Genomic DNA, 19,327 nt, shown 5'->3' on the forward strand with positions numbered 1-19,327 from the left:
AATTTTTTTGGAATTACTTAATCATTTCAGCAGCGCGATGAATGGCACTGCGAATCCTTTGATAAGTTCCACACCGGCATAAATTACCTTGCATGGCAGCATCAATATCTGCATCGGTTGGATTCGGCTTGGTTTTCAACAATGCGGTTGCACTCATGATTTGACCAGATTGACAATAACCACATTGCGGCACTTGCAACTCTACCCATGCATGCTGAACAGCTTCAGCAATTTTATCTTTCATCCCTTCAATAGTTGTTATTTTTTTTCCAACTGCAGCAGCAACTGGAAAACTACAGGATCGGACCGGCTTACCATCTACATGTACGGTGCAGGCACCACACTGTGCAATACCACATCCAAACTTGGTTCCAGTTAAACCGACCATATCTCGGATAGCCCATAGTAAGGGCATATCTGCACTTGCATCCACCTGATAATTGGTGTTGTTAATATTCAATGTTATCATGGCAAATAATTTCAGCTTAAAGTTAATAAAATAAATCAGGGTGAAATTTCATTTCACCGATTAATCCAGCAAATGGGTCTCATGCATATCCGGAATCACCACTTCCTTGAAATGTTTTCTGCGTAATCGGGCTGCAAAATCAATCTGAACATCATATTCCCCATGCACCAGAAACAGTTTCCTTACCAACTCAGGATTCTGACAGGCAAGAAACTGGCATAAATCTTCATAGTCACCATGGGCACTCATACTTCTCATCACCCCTACCTCAGCCTTAACCGGATATATTTCGCCAAATATTTTTACCTCTTTTTTTCCGGCAGTCAATTGTCCACCCAAACTATAGGGATCACAATACCCGACTATTAAAATGGTATTTCTCTCTTTTTCAATGGTATTCATGATATGATGCTTAACCCTGCCGGCATCCGCCATGCCGCTTGCAGATATGATCACACAGGGTCGACCATCTTCATTTAATGCTTTACTCTCATCCACCGTTTTAATAAACTTCAGTTGATTAAAATCAAAAGGATCATTATCCTGCTCCATTATCTTCCTCACTCTTTTGTTGAAGTTTTCGGGATACTGTTTCAGCAACTGAGTCGCTTCTCTGCTTAGCGGGCTATCTACATAAACAGGTATTGGCGGTAGTCTTTTTTCCAGATCCAGCTGGTTCAATGCATACAGTAATTCCTGGGTTCTGCCCACACTGAAAGCCGGAATAATCAGTTTTCCTTTTTTTTCAAGGCATGTGCTTACAATCCATTTTAATAAAGTATCGGTAATACCAAAGACTTCATCGTGTAACTTGTTTCCGTAAGTACTTTCCAGAATAATATAATCAGCCTGATCATAAGTTTCTGGAGATTTAAGAATGGCGTCATTATATCTGCCAACATCTCCGCTAAATGTTATCTTATTGGTTTTTCCATCTTCAATGATTCTTAAGTGGACAGCGGCAGACCCAATGATATGCCCGGCATCTGTAAAACAAACAGCTATATCTTCATCAATTTTTACCCATTCTCTGTAAGGAACAAATTTAAAAAGCTCAACCGCTTTTGCCGCATCCTCCAGATCGTACAAAGGCTCATAAGGTGGAAGACCTTTCTTGGCTCTGCGCTTATTGATGAACTTGGTATCATCCCTTTGTATTTCAGCAGAATCTTCCAGTAAAATTTCAGCCAGTGCTTCTGTTGCTTCAGTTGAATAGATAGTTCCTTTAAAGCCCTCTTTAACCAGTTTGGGAATCAATCCTGAGTGATCAATATGGGCATGAGATAAAATCAGATAATCAATTGATGCCGGATCAAAACCAAAATGCGCGTTTAGCTCTTCCGTATGCTTTCCCATTCCCTGAAACAATCCACAGTCGAGTAAAATTTTCTTCCCGTTTTTCAGGGTAATCAAATGCTTGGAGCCTGTTACCGTTCGGGCAGCTCCATGAAAGGAAATCTTCATACTTATTTTGATTTAAAACTCCAGGTAATATGAAACTCGGCTACTACTTCGCCATTTTCATTGGTGCCAATAGACTGGCAAACAATGGTTCTGCTCTCTTTTGTTGCAATGGCTTCATCAATCAACTGCGCTACTTTCAATCCATCGTTACAAGTAAAGGAAATAAGTCCTGTTGCTTTTTTTACAAACCTGGCTTCCAGCCCTACTACCAGCATACTGACAGGTGGATTTCTTTTATAGGTTTGCCCTACAGGAAATAAACCAGTACTCATTTCAGCTGCCATTGCCTGTACGGCAAAATACATTGACTTAAATGGATTCTGATTAAGCCATCCATGCTTAACCAATATAACCGTTTTTTGCTCGTCAATATAGCCAACTTTCAATCCTGCTATAAATGCAGCAGGCAATTTAATCAGCTTAAAAAAAGCAAACCGAACCGGATGCGTAATGATTTTTCTGAAAGCAGGAAACTGAGGATTCATCTCTCAATTTAGCCATAATTTGTGTTATAACAAGAGAGCGGCCAGTAAATAATCCGCCAATAAAATCAGTATACAACTTACCACCACTGCGCTAGTACTTGCCCTACCAATTTCCAGAGAACCTCCTTTTACATAATAGCCATAATAGGCCGGGATACTACTAATAATGAAAGCAAAAGTATATGCTTTATACAAAGCAAAATTGATATTATAGAAATTCAGATTTTGTCTTAAGCCTATATCAAATGTATCAGGCGCTAAAATACCAGCCAGCGAACCGGCCATTCTCCCCCCCCAGATTCCCAAAACGGCAGATATAACAATCAAACAAGGAACCACAATTAATGCACCCAAAATTTTGGGCAATACCAAGTATGCTTTGGTGTTGATTCCCATAATCTCCAGGGCATCAATTTGTTCTGTAACCCGCATATTACCCAGCTCACTGGCAATCTTACTGCCAATTACGCCAGCCAATACGATACTCAATACAGTAGGAGACAATTCCAATATCATACTGTCCCGCACAATCTGTGCAATGGTACTTTGCGGAACCAACGGACTCACCAGCTGATAAGCAGTCTGAATAGTGGTAACAGCACCCAGAAAAAGGGAAATAATAATTACAATGGGCAATGCGCCCATCCCTATCTCTACACATTGGTGCATGAATTCTTTCCAATACATTCTGAAGTTTTCCGGTTTAGAAAACATGCCCTTAAGCATTAACAGAAATCTCCCTAAATGAGTGAAAAAATTCATACACCAAAAGTATAATTAAACATTAGTTATTTGTGCTCTTGTTTTTTCTTCTGCTCTTCCACCAGGAACTTCTTTTTACTTCCTCTGCAGTATCTACTCTCGATTTCATCTGTGCATCTACTACAGCCACCAGTGCCATGTTAATTATATTTCTCACACTGCTTCCCAGCTGCAAAACATGCACGGGTTTTTTTAACCCTAACAAGATAGGACCGATTGCATCTGCTCCGCCCAATTCTTTTAACAGATTATACGCCACATTACCCGCAGTTAAATTAGGGAACATCAATACATTTACTTCCTGATCAACCAGATCACTGAAAGGATAATTATCGCCTAAAATTTCCTGATTGAATGCAAGACTACCCTGCATTTCGCCATCCACAATCAAGTTGGGATCACGCTGTTTCAAAATACGGGTTGCTTCTGCCACCAATTTCGCTTCAGGGGAATCACTGCTTCCAAAGTTACTATAACTCAACATGGCAATGCGTGGTGTAAGATTAAAGCTTCTTACTTCCTTGGCCACCATTTGCGTAATATCAGCCAGCTCTTCTGCAGTAGGATGAAAATTCACTGTAGTATCCGCCAAAAACATAGGACCTTTTTTAGTCAGCAACAAATACATACCGGCAATTTTCTTGACACCTGGCTCGGTTCCAATAATTTGCAAGGCAGGCCTGATGGCTTCAGCATAATTTTTCGTTAATCCTGAAAGCATGGCATCTGCATCACCAGTCTCTACCATCATACAACCAAAGTGATTCCGGTCTTTCATCACTTTTAAACTTTCATGATGATTGTACCCTTTACGCTGACGCTTCTTAAAGAACAGTTCACCATAGAACTCTCTTTTCTGTTCCATTGCATCGCTTCTGGGATCTACAATTGGAATATCAGACAAGTCAATGCTATTGGTTTCAGCAATTCGATTAATCTTTTCAGGATCGCCCAGTAAAATTGGATAAGCAATGCCTTCATCATAAATAATGGTGGCTGCTTTCAATATTTTCAAGTTATCTGCTTCCGCAAATACCAGACGCTTAGGATCTCTGCGGGCCTTGTTACTTACCACTCTGAACAACTGATTATCCAGGCCCAGTCTTTTATTTAACTCCAGCACATATCCATCCCAATTGGTAATATGCTTCTGCGCAACACCACTTTCAATGGCAGCCTTAGCCACTGCGGGAGCAATGGTACTTAACAATCGTGGATCCAACGGTTTGGGAATGATATACAAGGGACCAAAACTCATATTGTTCTGGTTGTATGCCAGGTTAACAATATCAGGAACTGGCGTTTTAGTCAGTTCTGCCAATGCACGCACAGCAGCCAGCTTCATGGCTTCATTAATTTGTGTAGCCCTTACATCCAGCGCTCCGCGGAAAATATAGGGGAAGCCCAATACATTGTTTACCTGATTGGGATAGTCCGATCTACCTGTTGCCATGATAATATCCTTTCTTACAGCAACAGCATCTTCATAAGTAATTTCCGGATCGGGATTCGCCATGGCAAATACAATTGGATTTCTGGCCATTGATTTTACCATATCCTGTGTTACAACATTTCCTACACTTAGTCCCAGAAACACATCCGCATCCTTCATGGCTTTCGCTAAAGTCCAGTCGTCTCTTTTAACGGCAAATTTCATTCGGTCGGGTCCCAAATCTGTTCTTCCATTATGCAATACCCCATCCTTATCAAACACAATAAAGTTTTCGTAACGGGCTCCTAATGCAACATAGAGATTGATGCAGGCCATAGCAGCTGCGCCTGCCCCATTGATAACGAAACGTACTTTATCAATTCTTTTCTTTTGCAGTTCCAAGGCATTCAACATGGCAGCACTACTAATGATGGCAGTTCCGTGCTGATCATCGTGCATCACCGGAATATTCATTTGCTCTTTCAACTGTTGCTCTATGTAAAAGCATTCAGGAGCTTTAATATCTTCCAGATTGATTCCACCAAAAGTGGGTTCCAGCGATTTTACAATCTGTACAAATTTTTCCGGATCCTTTTCATTGATTTCAATGTCAAATACATCTATATCTGCAAAAATTTTGAACAAGACTCCCTTTCCTTCCATTACCGGCTTACTGGCTTCTGCACCAATATCACCTAAACCCAGTACAGCAGTACCATTCGTGATAACACCCACCAGGTTACCCTTAGCCGTGTACTTATAAATATTTTCAGGATTCTCTTTAATTTCCTTACAAGGTTCAGCAACACCCGGACTATAAGCCAAAGAAAGATCCCGCTGTGTCTTTGCTTCCTTGGTTGGTACTACTTCAATCTTACCTGGCCTTCCACTTGCGTGGTATTCCAACGCTTGTTCTTTTCGTAAATTAGAATGCTTATCTGTAGACATAAATTCAATTAATATTATTCAAAACTATTTGAGCGCTATTCCTAAATAAGCCATCATACCGGCTCCAATTTCAATAGCTGATTCGTCAATATCAAATTTGGGCGTATGCACCTGGTGAATAATTCCTTTGGACTCATTACGCACACCCAAACGGAAAAAACATCCAGGGATGACCTGAGTGTAATATCCAAAGTCTTCAGCCCCCATACGTAATTCTGTTTCTTCTACATTTTTTTGTCCCATGAACTCATTTGCCAATTCCCAGGCCGCAGAAGTAAAAGCGGGGTCATTGTCAACGGTCGGATATCCAACGTCAATATGCAAATCAATTTCTGCACCCATACTTTCCACCAGTCCTATTGCCTGTTTTCTGATTAATTCATGTGCTTTATAACGCCACTCCTCATCCATGGCTCTGAATGTACCCATTAGTTTCACTTCGCTTGGAATCACATTGGTTGTATTGCCTCCCTGTATTGAACAAATAGATAAAACAGAAGGAGAGATAGGACTATTGTTTCTTGATATAATCTGCTGAAGAGATACAATTAAGTTGGCTGCAATTAATACAGTATCGGCAGTTAAATGTGGCGCCGCTGCATGTCCTCCCTTACTTCTGATGGTAATATAAATTTCATCTGCACTGGCCATTACCCTACCCTTACGAAAACTAAGTTTCCCAACATCAAGCCCCGGATGCACATGCAAAGCCACTATTCCACTGGGTCTGGGATTTTCCAATACACCCTCTTTAATCATATAACTTGCACCACCAGGATTCCTCTCTTCACCTGGTTGAAAAATCAATTGAATGGTACCCTCCCATTCATCTTTTAAACCTTCTAAAATTCTGGCAGCACCCAGTAATACAGTGGTATGTACATCATGCCCGCAAGCATGCATTACACCCTTATTAACCGACCGATAAGGAACATCATTTTCTTCCAGAATGGGGAGCGCGTCCATATCCGCCCGTAGGGCAATGACTTTTGCATTTGGGTTTTTGCCCTTTATGGTGGCCAGAATTCCGGTAGTGGCTTTTATTTCAAAAGGAATGCCCAATCCACGAAGTTGTTCCTGAACATATTCAGATGTAGCAAATTCCTGATAACTCAATTCCGGATTGGCGTGCAAATGCCTACGTGTATCAATTAACGCAGGAGCAATTTCTTTGGCCAATATTTTTATTTTCTCTTTTAGCATGTATACTGCTTAACTAAAACAATTCTTCTTCTACAGGTGTGTATTCAATTGTGTCTTCTACTATATAAATTCCCTTTGGAAAAAACTTACTGATTTGTGCCCTGAACTTTTCCGCATCTTCTCTTTTCAGAAAATTACCCAATCTTACTTTAAAATTGGGTGACTGAAAAAGGGTATAGGTTTTCTGATCCGGAAACCTGCTTAGCAAATCAGCTTTCATCTGAGTTGCATCGTCTCTTCTGGGTGTGCTAATCATTTGTAAGCGAAACCCCTTATAGAGTCCGGTGCTCGTCATCATGGCAGAACGCTTATTTGCCTGCGCCTGCTTCTGTACCAGCATGTCCAGACGGGAATCTTTCTGAAAAATCACCGTGTCAACCGGATTTGCCAGACCTTTTACAAGGAAACCAATACAGGTAAGTATGATGAGTAAAATGGGTTTCATGTAATAAATATACGGTTAATATCCAGCGGGTTGCTGATTAGGCTCTCCATTTACAATAGCCACACTGGCACTGCATCCCAATCTGGTAGCCCCTGCCGCAACCAGTTCCGCAGCAAATGCATAATCCCGGATACCTCCGGATGCTTTAATCTGAACTGCTTCCGGCAAATGTAAACGGAATAATTTAACGGCTTCAACCGTTGCCCCTTTTTCGGCATATCCGGTAGAAGTTTTCAGGTAATCAATCCCAGCAACTCCATATAATTCACAACATTTGATGATTTCATCATCGGATAGTATGCCACTTTCAATAATAATTTTTATGGTTTTATTTTTTGATTTTACCACCGGCATTATATGATTGAGTTCATTGGCCAGATAAACCCAGTCGCCGTTTTTTATGGCACTGATATTGGCCACTACATCCAGCTCGTCTACCCCATCCACCATTGCCAATACAATTTCTGCAAGTTTGGCCTCCACTGCAGAATAACCAAAAGGAAATCCAATCACAGTTGCCACTTTTACAGCAGAGCCTTCGAGAAATGATTTTGCTGTTTTTACAAAATTCGGAGGAACACAAACGGCAGCAAATCCATACTGCTTCGCTTCAGCACAAAGTTTTTCTACATCGGCAATTAAAGTGGTAGGCTTTAAGATAGTATGATCTATATAGGGGGCTAAATGCATTAAAATTGATTTTGACAAAGATAACAAATACCGTCACTACGGTATAGGAGTGCCTGTTAAAAATACATTCATTCGCATAAAATATTTATCATGAAGAAGTGCTTATTAACCCTCTGTTTCATTACTACATTATTTTCTGCCAAAGCGCAGGATGGCATGAAACCCAGATTGGGGATACATTTAGGAATCGCCAGCCCCAAGGCCACTGAAGTATTCGGACAATTTTATAAGTCTAAAGGCTTACAACCCAGATTAACAGCAGAATACAACTTTTTGAACCTTGGATATACCAATAAAATGTTTGTAAAAGTAGCTGCCATTGCGGGATTGGAGCCTCAAAATTTCAGGAACCAAACTACTTATTTAACCAATGTTACAATGACGCAAAAACCGCTTGGTGCAAGGATTTATCCATTTGCCTTTAAAGACGGCTTTGATCCAGATAAGCAAAAAGAAGTTTTCAAAAACGCTGGATTCACCAATTTATTCATCATTGCCGGAACTTGGGCAATCAGCGGATTATATGTTGAAGGTGGAATTTCTCCTGGCGTAAAAATGAAGGAAGAAGGCTATGCAGATGTAACCCGTTCACCACAGTTTTTTGGATGGGGTGTTTCTTTTACTGATTTTGAAGACGAAGACAATAAAGTGAAATTCAAGTTCAATATTGGTACCAGAAAATATACCTGGACCAATGCCAGTAATACCACTTCTCAAATCAAATCCTTCTGCATGGATTTTGGTATTGCAATAGCATTAAATTAATTTTTTCAAAATCCTCGTTTAATAAATTAGCTTAATCACAATCAAAAAGAAAAGCCCCAGAGAAAATTTTCTTTGGGGCTTTTATATTATAACTCTTCTGTTGTATTACGCATCCTTACCATGACAAGACTTAAACTTCTTGCCACTACCACAAGGACAAGGATCATTTCTTCCAATCTTCGGTCCTACTTTAACCGGCTCCTGTTTTACCGGAATAGGATCGTAATAATCATTTTCATTGGCACCGTATTCCTGACCCGCAGCATCTACCTGGTCTTTATTGGCACTCAATTTACTCATATCGGTTTTTTCCTGACGACCTTCCTGCAGTGCATCACCACTTGCTAAAGGAATAGAGGAATGACAAAGGAACTGAACAATTTCTCTGTTCACTTCATTGTCCATTTTGCGGAACAATTCAAAAGCTTCCATCTTATAAATAACCAATGGATCTTTTTGTTCGTAAGTAGCTGTTTGTACGCTCTGCTTTAAATCATCCATAGCACGCAAATGCTCTTTCCATGCATTGTCAATAAAGGCAAGTGTTACAGTTCTTTCCAATGCACTCAAGAGTTCAGCACCATTGGTCTTCAAGGTCTTTTCCATATTGGCCAATGCCTGAATCTGACGTTTGCCATCTGTAAAAGGAACAATTACATTATCAATATGAGCACCTTGTTCCAACTGAATATTCTTGAATACAGGAACTGCCTGCACCATCATATCCTGCTTACGTTTTTCGTACTGCGTAACTGCTTCTGTATATAATTTTTCAGCTACCTGTTGTTGATTACTCTTGTTGAATTCTTCTTCTGTAATAGTAGTATCAACACCAAAATGCAGAATAGCAGCTAATTTAAATTGTTCAAAATCATTCTGGTCTCTGAAGTTCACAACCAATGATTCTGCTACCGCGTACATGGCATTATCTAAATCCAATGCCAGTCTTTCTCCAAACAAAGCGTGGTTACGCTTGGTATAAATAACGGTACGCTGCTTATTCATTACATCATCATACTCCAGCAAACGTTTACGAATACCAAAGTTGTTTTCTTCTACTTTTCTTTGCGCTCTCTCAATAGATTTGGTAATCATGCTGGCCTGGATTACTTCGCCTTCCTTGTATCCGGCAAAGTCCATCACTTTGGCAATTCTTTCACTGCCAAACATTCGCATCAAATCATCTTCTAAAGAAACAAAGAACAAGGAAGAACCCGGATCACCCTGACGACCCGCACGACCTCTTAACTGACGGTCTACTCTTCGCGACTCGTGTCTTTCTGTACCCAATATAGCCAAACCGCCAGCTTCCTTCACCCCTGGTCCTAGTTTAATATCAGTACCTCTACCAGCCATATTCGTTGCAATAGTTACCGCTCCGGCCAAACCAGCTTCTGCAACAATCTGAGCTTCACGGGAGTGTTGCTTAGCGTTCAACACGTTGTGTGGAATTTGTTTCTGACGCAACATTCTGCTCAGCAATTCACTCACTTCCACAGATGTAGTACCTACCAGAACCGGACGACCCGCTTCACGTAAGGTTACAATCTCATCAATCACTGCACCAAACTTCTCACGCTTGGTCTTATAAATTTTATCTTCTTCGTCTTTTCTAATCGCAGGCACATTGGTTGGAATGCTCACCACATCCAGCTTATAGATATCCCATAATTCAGCTGCTTCTGTTTCAGCCGTACCGGTCATACCCGCCAGCTTATGGTACATTCTGAAATAGTTCTGTAAAGTAACAGTAGCATAGGTTTGCGTAGCCGCTTCAATCTTTACATTTTCCTTCGCTTCAATCGCCTGGTGCAATCCATCAGAATATCTTCTGCCATCCAGAATACGACCCGTTTGTTCGTCTACAATTTTCACCGCACCATCCAGCACAACGTATTCAACATCCTTGTCAAATAAGGTATAGGCTTTTAGTAATTGCTGCACTGTATGAATACGATCTGCTTTTACAGAGTATTCATTAATCAACTGCTCTTTTCTTGCCAGCTTCTGGTCTGCAGGTAAGGAAGCGTCGTTATCAATGGCAGCCAATCCTAAACTGATATCAGGCAAAACAAAGAAATGTGGATCTTCACCCTGACCGGTAATCAATTGAATACCCTTATCGGTTAATTCAACAGAGTTGTTCTTTTCATCTATGTAGAAGTATAGCTCTTCATCGGCCTTGGGCATTTCGCGTTGCTGATCGGCCAGATAATAATTCTCTGCTTTCTGCAATTTCACACGATTACCGGGCTCACTTAAAAACTTAATCAAAGCACTGTTCTTAGGCAAACCACGATGCGCTCTGAACAAAGCCAGGCCACCATCTTTAGGATCATCGTTGCCTTCTGCAAATTTCTTTTTCGCTTCGGTTAAAAACTGAAGGGTTGCTTTCTTCTGCGCTTCTACCAGTTTTTCAATTCTTGGTTTCAAAGCAAAGAACTGCTGCTCTCCGGTTTGGTATCCGATAGGACCAGAAATAATCAACGGCGTTCTGGCATCGTCAATTAAAACGGAATCGACTTCATCCACCATCGCAAAATGGTGTTTGCGCTGTACCATTTCTTCCGGACTATGCACCATATTATCACGCAGGTAGTCAAAACCAAATTCGTTATTGGTACCATATGTAATGTCCGCCAGGTAAGCTTTTCGTCTAGATTCGCTGTTGGGTTCGTGCTTATCAATACAATCAACGGTTAATCCCAACCATTCAAACAAAGTACCATTCCACTCGCTGTCGCGCTTGGCCAGGTAATCGTTCACTGTTACTACGTGAACACCTTCCCCTGCCAATGCATTCAGATATGCCGGTAAAGTAGACACCAATGTTTTACCCTCACCCGTTGCCATTTCAGCAATTTTTCCTGAGTGCAACACAGATCCCCCGATTAGCTGCACATCATAATGCACCATGTTCCAGGTAACTTTTGCACCAGCTGCTGTCCAGGAGTTTTTGAAAACCGATTCATTTCCACGAATGGTTACGTATTCTTTTTTAACACTTAGATCTCTGTCGAGCGGAGTAGCCGTAGAAACCAACTCTTCGTTTTCCTTGAATCTTCTGGCTGCTTCTTTAATCACTGCGAAAGCCTCCGGCTGAATCATTGCAAGGGCTTCTTCAATTTTTTTATCGCGGTCTTTTTTTAATTTATCAATCTGCTTGTACAAAGCATCTCTGCCATGGATATCCGATTCCGGCAATGCTTCTGCATTGGCTTTTTCTGCAGCAATGGCTGCATCCACTTCTTTCAGGTGATCCTGAATACGGGCTTTGAACTCAACCGTTTTATTCCTTAGTTCATCATTGGTTAATGACTGATATTGCTGAAAAAACTGATTGGTTTTATGAATGATGGGCATAATCTGCTGCACATCTTTTTCACTCTTACTACCCCCGAATAACTTAGAAATAAACTTCAACATATTTTTTAAAATGCTCTGGTACAAAATTTTAACAGTCAAACAGTGTGCGAGAATTAATTTTTAGTCAATTTGGCACCCTGATTTAGAGCCGCCAAAGGTAAGGTTTTGAATTAAGAAGCAAATGAAGCAGATAACTATTCTATCAACGGTCATAATATTGGGGTTAATGGTACCCTTTACAGGGGGAGCACAAACGGCTGAAAACCAGGACCCGCCTAGAGACAGCAGCATGGTTCTGAACAAGCAACTGCTGCAACAATGGAGCGACTCCATTGCTGCCGACAGATACAATCAAAATAAAACAAATATGACCATTCTGGCAGCCTGGGCCGGGGTCAATATTATTCAGGGGGCTATTTCGGCTACCAATGCAACTGGCTCGGGACCCTATTTTTTCAGAATGAATGCTTACTGGAATGTGGTGAACCTGGGGATTGCCAGTTTGGGCTTGTTCCAGCTGCGTAAGGAACTGAACAAGCAATATTCTTTAACACAAAACCACCTTGCCCAGCAAAAACTGGAAAAAATACTGCTGCTCAATACCGGACTTAATCTTGCTTATATAACCACAGGGCTGCTGTTGAAGGAAAACGGCAAAAGAATGAGCAATCTCCGAAATACCGGATTTGGCAATAGTTTGCTTCTGCAGGGGGCTTTTTTACTGGTTTTTGACCTGGTTCAGTACGGGAACCACCGCAGGAATGGTAAATTATTGGAAACACAGCTCTCCAAACTCCAAATTCAGGCCGGCCCCAATGGCATCGGACTAAGTTTACCGATGTAAATTATCGGGAAAGTTATTGGAATATATGGCCATTTCAGCTACTTTTGCAACCCGTTAGACTTAACAATTAAAGCGATACGATGGCAGGTCAATTAAAAGAGGTTAGAAACCGAATCAAGAGTGTACAAAGTACGCAGCAGATTACAAAAGCGATGAAAATGGTAAGTGCGGCCAAATTGCGCCGTGCACAGGATGCTATTACCCAAATGCGTCCTTATGCCCAGAAATTGCAGGAAATGCTGAGCAATATTGTAAGCAATATTGAAGGTGGTGCTACGCTTGCGTTGGCGGAAGAAAGACCTGTTGAAAAAGTATTGTTGATTGTAATTACTTCCGACAGAGGATTATGTGGTGGTTACAATGCCAACCTGGTTAAATTGGCCAAGAACACCGTGGCAGAAAAATACGCCAGTCAGTTCAGCAAAGGCAATGTAACTGTTTGGAACATTGGAAAGAAAGGCTGGGAAAGTTTAACCAAAGCCGGATACAATACCAACGACCAATTCAAAGATATTTACCTAAACCTGAATTTTGAAGCTGTTCAGGCTGCTGCACAGGCTGCCATGAAAGGATTTGAGCAGAAAGAATTTGATGCAGTTGAAATCATTTATAGCGAATTTAAAAATGCGGCTACACAGGTTTTCGTAGCAGAACAATTCCTGCCTATTCCTAAGATGGCGCCAAAGGCCGGAAGCAAAAAAGCAGACTTTATTTTTGAGCCAGCAAAGGATATCCTGATTGCTGAATTAATGCCAAAGATTTTAAATACCCAATTATTCAAAGCAGTATTAGACGGCAGTGCCAGTGAACATGGTGCACGTATGACTGCAATGGATAAGGCAAGTGAGAACGCAAACGAATTACTGAAGTCTTTAAAAATCAGTTACAACCGTGCGCGTCAGGCTGCCATTACAACAGAGTTGACAGAAATCGTGAGCGGAGCCGCTGCATTACAAGGATAATTCTACACAATCATTATGGAATTAAGCGAGATCATACCGCATATTGAAGTGCTTATTTTTGCCAGTGAAAAACCATTGACTTCACTGGATATTGTGGAACTCATCAACAATAGTTTTGGGTTTCTGGAAGAGCGAATTTCATTGGACCAGGTAGAGACCGCTGTAGAAGGCATCCGTGAAAAATATGCCGCTGAATTTTACCCTTTTGAAGTAAGGGAAAGTGGTGGTGGATGGCAATTCCTAACCAAGAAAGATTACCATAAAACCATCGCACAATTAAATGGTGACAAATTTTTGAAGCGACTGTCTAATGCGGCTTTGGAAACACTTGCCATTATTGCCTATAAACAACCGATTACTAAAGGGGAAATTGAAGCCATCCGTGGTGTAAACAGCGATTACTCTATTCAGAAATTGCTGGAAAAAGAATTAATCCTGATTAGTGGCAGAAACGAACAATTGCCCGGCAAGCCTCTGGTATACGCTACTTCCAAGACCTTTATGGACTATTTTGGTATCAATAGTGCTGCTGATCTTCCCAAGATCAAGGAAGTATTGGCCGACCAGATTGTGGAAGGCACTATTGTAAAACCTGAAGACTTTACAGATGCCAATGTAAGCGCATCCCTTTCGGAAGAATATCCTACTGATGAATCAATCATTGATGGAGATGTTTCTTCTTTAACTGTAAACGAAGACGGCACACTAATGGTCGCCAGCGAAGAAACCACATACGAATCAACAGAATTCTCTGAAGAATCAGATTTGAATCAGGAGGAAGCCGAAGATGCTGACGCAGATTCCGATAACGATTTTGAAGAAAGCGATTCTAACGAAAATCCTGAGGACGAAAATTCGACTGACGAAAATCCAACTGAGTAAGATTGATGAAAGACTTCTTGGATTATCTTTGATGCATGTCTTTACGTATTTCGAACGAACAGCTCCTGGCAGCTGTCAAGGAGTTTGGCACTCCACTGTATGTGTACCATGCAGAAAAAATAACCGAACAATACCAAACGCTTCAAAATGCATTTAAGGGTGTGTATGCCCGATTCTTTTATGCATGTAAGGCATTAACCAATATTGCTGTCTTAAAACATATTCACAGTATTGGATGCAATATTGACTGCAGTTCCATCAACGAAGTATACATCGCATTAAAAGCTGGCTTTGCTCCGGAACAAATATTATATACCAGCAATGGTATTGCCTTTGATGAAATTGCCGCTGCAGTGGAAGCAGGCGTTTCTGTGAATATTGACAGCTTAAGTAATCTGGAAAAATTCGGAAAAGCCTATGGCAACCGTTATCCGGTAGGGATCAGAATCAGGCCCAATATTATGGCCGGAGGAAATTTAAAAATTTCTACCGGACACGATAATAGTAAATTCGGCATTCCGCTGGAACAACTTTCTGAAATCCTTGCATTGAAAGACCAATACAAAATGCGCATCAACTGCCTGCACGTGCATACGGGCAGTGAAATTAAAGACGTTGATGTATTTATAAAGGTTGCTGATTTGTTTTTTGAACTGGTCCCATCATTTCCTGATTTACAGGTACTCGACATGGGAGGCGGCTTCAAAGTGCCTTATCAGGAGGGAGAAAAAGGCACCGATATTTCTTTATTGGCACAAAAAGTAGGTGAAGCGCTGGAGCGATTTGAAAAGGTTTACCAGAAAAAATTTCAGGTATGGTTCGAGCCGGGAAAATATATCGTTAGTGAGTGTGGTTATTTTTTAACTACAGTGAATGTATTGAAAGAAACGGGTACGGTTTGTTTTGCCGGCGTTAACAGTGGATTCAATCATTTGATTCGCCCCATGTTCTACGAAGCCTATCACCATATACGCAATCTTAGCAATCCTGAAGGCACACCTAAGAAATATGCTGTTACCGGAAATATCTGCGAAACAGACAATTTTGCCTGGGACAGACCCATCGCCGAAATCAGGGAGAATGATGTGCTGGTAATGGAGAATGCCGGAGCCTATGGCTTTGAAATGGGCAGCAATTACAACGCCAGATTTTTACCGGCACAGGTTTTGTTTAGAAACAACCAGATGCAATTGATTCGCAGAAGAGATACGCTGGATGATGTAATAAAAAATCAAATCTTCTAAGAATTTAGTAGCTTACCAAAACATCGTTGCAGCAACATGATTGTATTAAAAAATATCAGTAAAAGTTTTGATGAAAGGGTGATTATCCAGGGCATTGATGCTGTTATGGAAAGTGGCAAGTGCAACCTGATCATTGGAAGCAGCGGAAGTGGTAAAACGGTACTCACCAAATGCATTGTGGGTCTTATTCAACCCGACGAAGGAGGCATAATAGAATATAACGGTCAGGATATTGTACAAATGGATGATAAAGCCCTGAAAGTTGTGCGCCAGCAGATTGGCATGTTGTTTCAGGGGAACGCATTATTTGATTCCATGACCGTTCAGGAGAATATTAAGTTTCCACTGGATATGTTCACCAAACTAACCCATGGTGAAAAACTGAAAAAGGTTGACGAAGTACTCGAAAGAGTGAATTTAAGCAACGCACATAAAAGATTTCCTGCTGAAATCAGCGGTGGAATGAAAAAGAGAGTAGGCATTGCCCGCTCTATCGTTTTAAATCCTAAATATCTATTCTGTGATGAGCCCAACTCCGGGTTGGATCCTTTAACATCGCTGGTGATTGACAAATTAATCCGGGAAATCACCATAGAGTATCAAATGACTACTGTAGTGGTAACGCATGATATGAATAGCGTAATGGAAATCGGAGACCATATTTTATACCTGTACAACGGAAAAAAACAATGGGAAGGATCCAACAAAGACATCATTTTCAGTAAGGACCAACTACTCAACGATTTCATTTTCGCTTCCGAATTCCTTCAGGACGCAAAACAAATGCGCATGCAGGAAGCCGGGAATCAATAGCATTTTAAACATCAATTTATTACAGGCATGAACTGGAAAAGAGGCTTACTGATTTGCACTTTGTTAATGACCATTGGCTTAGTAAATGCACAAACCCCTGTTGACAATCGCCCCAATTATGTAAAGAGTCCTGGTATACCCGCTTTTAAACTGGTGCTAACAGACAGCAGTTTGTTTACACATACCATGATTCCTGCAGCAGAATATACCTGTATCGTTTATTTCAGTCCCGATTGCGGTCATTGCCAGTACGAGGCAGATCAAATGATCCGAAACATGGATAGCCTGAAAAATATTCAGTTTGTCTGGATCAGTTACAGAGACTTTCCCGACATTAAAGCCTTTGCCAGAAAGTATCAGTTTGACTTATATCCTAATATAATTACCGGAAGGGATCCGGAATACGCAGTTCCCAGCTTTTATCAGGTAAAATTCACGCCATTTGTAGCGCTGTACAATAAGGAGAAGCAATTTCTGAAAGTATGGGAACAGGGTGTAGAAATACCTGAATTATTGCAATTTATTCACAAAAAATAAGCGGTACCCACGTACCTTTGCACCACTCATTTTAACCACTTTAAATCATACCGATTATGAAAGTTACTGTAGTAGGTGCTGGTGCCGTTGGAGCAACCTGTGCCGACAATATTGCCCGTAAAGAATTATGTACTGAACTGGTATTATTAGACATCAAGGAAGGTTTTGCGGAAGGTAAAGCTCAAGACATGATGCAAACCGCAGCATTGCTGGGTTTTGATACCAAAATTACCGGAAGCACCAACGACTACAGTAAAACTGCTGGTAGTGATGTAGTGGTAATCACTTCAGGTTTACCTCGCAAACCAGGAATGACCCGTGAAGAATTGATTGGCACCAACGCTGGTATTGTAAAAGGTGTTTGCGAAAATATTTTAAAGTATTCTCCTAATGCTATCATCATCGTGATCAGCAATCCAATGGATACCATGACTTACCTGGCATTAACTGCAACTGGTTTGCCTAAGAACAGAATCATTGGTATGGGCGGTACATTAGACAGCAGCCGTTTCAAATATCAGTTGAGCCAGCATTTAGGCTGCAGCCCATCCGATTTAAATGCATTGGTAGTGGGGGGGCATGGTGATACAACTATGATTCCTTTGATTCGCTATGCAACCTGGAACAGTGCCCCTGTAACTGATTTCCTAAGTGCAGAACAACAACAGCAAATCATTAATGACACCATGGTTGGTGGCGCTACTTTAACCAAACTAATTGGTACTTCTGCATGGTATGCACCAGGTGCTGCAGGTGCTGCGTTGGTAGAAAGCATTGTACGCGACGAGAAGAAATTATTTACCTGCTGCGTTAGCCTTGAAGGCGAGTATGGTCAGAAAGATATTTGCTTAGGTGTTCCTGTAACCATTGGCAGAAACGGCTGGGAAAAAATCATTGACCTGAAGTTGAATGCAGAAGAGCAGGCAGCTTTCAATAAGAGCGCTGATGCCGTAAGAAGCATGAACGACGTATTGAAAACATTATAAAGACCGAACCCATTGCATGGCCATAGCCGCTATGCGATGGGTATCTTGTAATAACATACATTTAAAATGCCCTTTGGGGCATTTTTTTGTGCCATAATTGCTGCAAGGCTGACAAGATAAATTGGGAACAACAAAATTGTGATAGGCAATGCCTTCGGTATGCAGGCGCAACTGATTGGCTCCGTAATAAGGCTCTACAGCCAGTTTAGGAGAAGTGCCTCCCCAGATGGCCAATACTTTTTTATTAAAAGCACAGGCAATGTATTGCAGGCCCGTATCATGCGAAATAACCAGCTTTGACTGTCTTACTATATCAGCAGATTCATGCAAACTAAATTTTCCGCAGGCATTGTATACTTTAATTGGATCTGCAGTTGCAATGGCATCTCCCTCCTGCTGATCTTCTTTTCCTCCAACCAATACAATTGGATAATCAATTAATCTACACAGCTCCTGCAGTTTGGCAACAGGCATTTTTTTTGTTGCATAAGAAGCCCCAATAACCATTGCTATGTATCCGAAGCGATGAGAAACCGGCAAATCTTCAAGGCGTATTCCTTTACCATCGGGAATAAAATAATCCAGCCCCTGCTCGTCATTCACCGCACCCAAAGGGGCAACTGCTTCTAAACTGCGAAGGGTAATATGTTTGTCCGGCATTCGGTTAATGCCGGTTTTAGTGAGCATCCATTTTTGCCAGCTCAGTTTCTGAAAAGCGTATACCGGCACTTTCAACTGGTACTGTACCAACCAGGATCTGAAATTTTTGTGCAGGTCTACTATGCAATCAAACTGTTGACTCATGAGTTTGGGAATCAGCTCCTGCAAACTATTATCGAAATAATGAAACTGATCAATATAAGGGCTGGCTTCTGTTACCGCCTTCATAGACCGTTTGGTCAACAAATGAATTTCTGCATCAGGTAACTGCTGCTTCAGGCACCTGAACACGGGTGAGGCCAGAACAATATCACCTATCGAGGAAAAACGGATGACTAATATTTTCTTTACCCTTTTGTCCATGCAGCAA

General features: G+C 41.2%; 18 protein-coding genes. 8 read left to right on the top strand and 10 right to left on the bottom strand.

Annotated features, from left to right (window positions below; all coding sequences use genetic code 11):
- Positions 1-13: 13 nt before the first annotated feature.
- From F777_RS0113035 to deoC, 8 genes are all read right to left on the bottom strand, one after another.
- Complete coding sequence (locus F777_RS0113035) at positions 14-469, bottom strand: (2Fe-2S)-binding protein (protein ID WP_026752427.1); 456 nt, start codon at positions 467-469, stop codon at positions 14-16.
- Between the two features lie 60 nt (positions 470-529).
- A complete protein-coding gene (locus F777_RS0113040; RefSeq protein ID WP_026752428.1) occupies positions 530-1,933 on the bottom strand; it encodes an MBL fold metallo-hydrolase in 1,404 nt (467 codons plus the stop codon).
- Positions 1,934-1,935: 2 nt separating this feature from the next.
- Positions 1,936-2,418: a hotdog family protein gene (locus F777_RS0113045; protein ID WP_051408611.1), complete on the bottom strand. Its 483-nt coding sequence runs from the start codon at positions 2,416-2,418 to the stop codon at positions 1,936-1,938.
- A 24-nt stretch (positions 2,419-2,442) separates the two neighbouring features.
- Positions 2,443-3,105, bottom strand: a complete 663-nt coding sequence (locus F777_RS0113050) for an MlaE family ABC transporter permease (protein WP_235785954.1) — start codon at positions 3,103-3,105, stop codon at positions 2,443-2,445.
- A gap of 97 nt (positions 3,106-3,202) precedes the next feature.
- The gene (locus F777_RS0113055) at positions 3,203-5,560 is read right to left on the bottom strand and encodes an NADP-dependent malic enzyme (RefSeq protein ID WP_026752431.1); all 2,358 of its coding nucleotides are present in this window, start codon (positions 5,558-5,560) and stop codon (positions 3,203-3,205) included.
- Between the two features lie 24 nt (positions 5,561-5,584).
- Positions 5,585-6,763 (bottom strand): M20 metallopeptidase family protein, encoded by a 1,179-nt coding sequence (locus tag F777_RS0113060; RefSeq protein ID WP_026752432.1) that lies wholly within the window; start codon positions 6,761-6,763, stop codon positions 5,585-5,587.
- A gap of 13 nt (positions 6,764-6,776) precedes the next feature.
- Entirely contained in the window at positions 6,777-7,208 is a 432-nt protein-coding gene (locus F777_RS0113065; protein WP_026752433.1) for an SPOR domain-containing protein, read from the bottom strand.
- 15 nt (positions 7,209-7,223) lie between these two features.
- Positions 7,224-7,898, bottom strand: coding sequence for a deoxyribose-phosphate aldolase (deoC, locus tag F777_RS0113070; RefSeq protein WP_026752434.1), 675 nt, complete (start codon positions 7,896-7,898; stop codon positions 7,224-7,226).
- A 90-nt stretch (positions 7,899-7,988) separates the two neighbouring features.
- Here deoC and F777_RS0113075 point away from each other — a divergent pair, with 90 nt between their 5' ends.
- Positions 7,989-8,663, top strand: a complete 675-nt coding sequence (locus F777_RS0113075; RefSeq protein WP_026752435.1) for a hypothetical protein — start codon at positions 7,989-7,991, stop codon at positions 8,661-8,663.
- Positions 8,664-8,768: 105 nt separating this feature from the next.
- On the opposite strand, the gene secA is transcribed toward F777_RS0113075, so the two are convergent.
- The gene (gene secA, locus F777_RS0113080) at positions 8,769-12,089 is read right to left on the bottom strand and encodes a preprotein translocase subunit SecA (protein ID WP_026752436.1); all 3,321 of its coding nucleotides are present in this window, start codon (positions 12,087-12,089) and stop codon (positions 8,769-8,771) included.
- Between the two features lie 121 nt (positions 12,090-12,210).
- Between secA and F777_RS16760 the strand changes: the two genes are divergently transcribed.
- From F777_RS16760 to mdh, 7 genes are all read left to right on the top strand, one after another.
- Positions 12,211-12,873, top strand: a complete 663-nt coding sequence (locus F777_RS16760; RefSeq protein WP_152530922.1) for a DUF6992 family protein — start codon at positions 12,211-12,213, stop codon at positions 12,871-12,873.
- A gap of 80 nt (positions 12,874-12,953) precedes the next feature.
- Positions 12,954-13,835 (top strand): ATP synthase F1 subunit gamma, encoded by an 882-nt coding sequence (atpG, locus tag F777_RS0113090; RefSeq protein ID WP_026752437.1) that lies wholly within the window; start codon positions 12,954-12,956, stop codon positions 13,833-13,835.
- A gap of 15 nt (positions 13,836-13,850) precedes the next feature.
- Complete coding sequence (scpB, locus tag F777_RS17425) at positions 13,851-14,717, top strand: SMC-Scp complex subunit ScpB (protein WP_051408613.1); 867 nt, start codon at positions 13,851-13,853, stop codon at positions 14,715-14,717.
- A 35-nt stretch (positions 14,718-14,752) separates the two neighbouring features.
- Positions 14,753-15,961 (top strand): diaminopimelate decarboxylase, encoded by a 1,209-nt coding sequence (lysA, locus tag F777_RS0113100; protein ID WP_037369499.1) that lies wholly within the window; start codon positions 14,753-14,755, stop codon positions 15,959-15,961.
- A gap of 36 nt (positions 15,962-15,997) precedes the next feature.
- Positions 15,998-16,774 carry an ABC transporter ATP-binding protein gene (locus F777_RS0113105; protein WP_026752439.1) on the top strand — a complete coding sequence of 259 codons (777 nt, stop codon included), beginning with the start codon at positions 15,998-16,000 and terminating at the stop codon, positions 16,772-16,774.
- A gap of 27 nt (positions 16,775-16,801) precedes the next feature.
- Positions 16,802-17,311 carry a TlpA family protein disulfide reductase gene (locus tag F777_RS0113110; protein ID WP_152530923.1) on the top strand — a complete coding sequence of 170 codons (510 nt, stop codon included), beginning with the start codon at positions 16,802-16,804 and terminating at the stop codon, positions 17,309-17,311.
- 56 nt (positions 17,312-17,367) lie between these two features.
- Positions 17,368-18,297, top strand: a complete 930-nt coding sequence (mdh, locus tag F777_RS0113115) for a malate dehydrogenase (RefSeq protein WP_026752441.1) — start codon at positions 17,368-17,370, stop codon at positions 18,295-18,297.
- Here mdh and F777_RS0113120 read toward each other — a convergent pair.
- Positions 18,292-19,320: a glycosyltransferase family 9 protein gene (locus F777_RS0113120; RefSeq protein ID WP_026752442.1), complete on the bottom strand. Its 1,029-nt coding sequence runs from the start codon at positions 19,318-19,320 to the stop codon at positions 18,292-18,294. The two genes, mdh and F777_RS0113120, sit on opposite strands and share 6 nt — an antisense overlap.
- Positions 19,321-19,327: the final 7 nt, after the last annotated feature.

This window comes from Sediminibacterium sp. C3 (assembly GCF_000508085.1).
Lineage (GTDB): Bacteria > Bacteroidota > Bacteroidia > Chitinophagales > Chitinophagaceae > Sediminibacterium.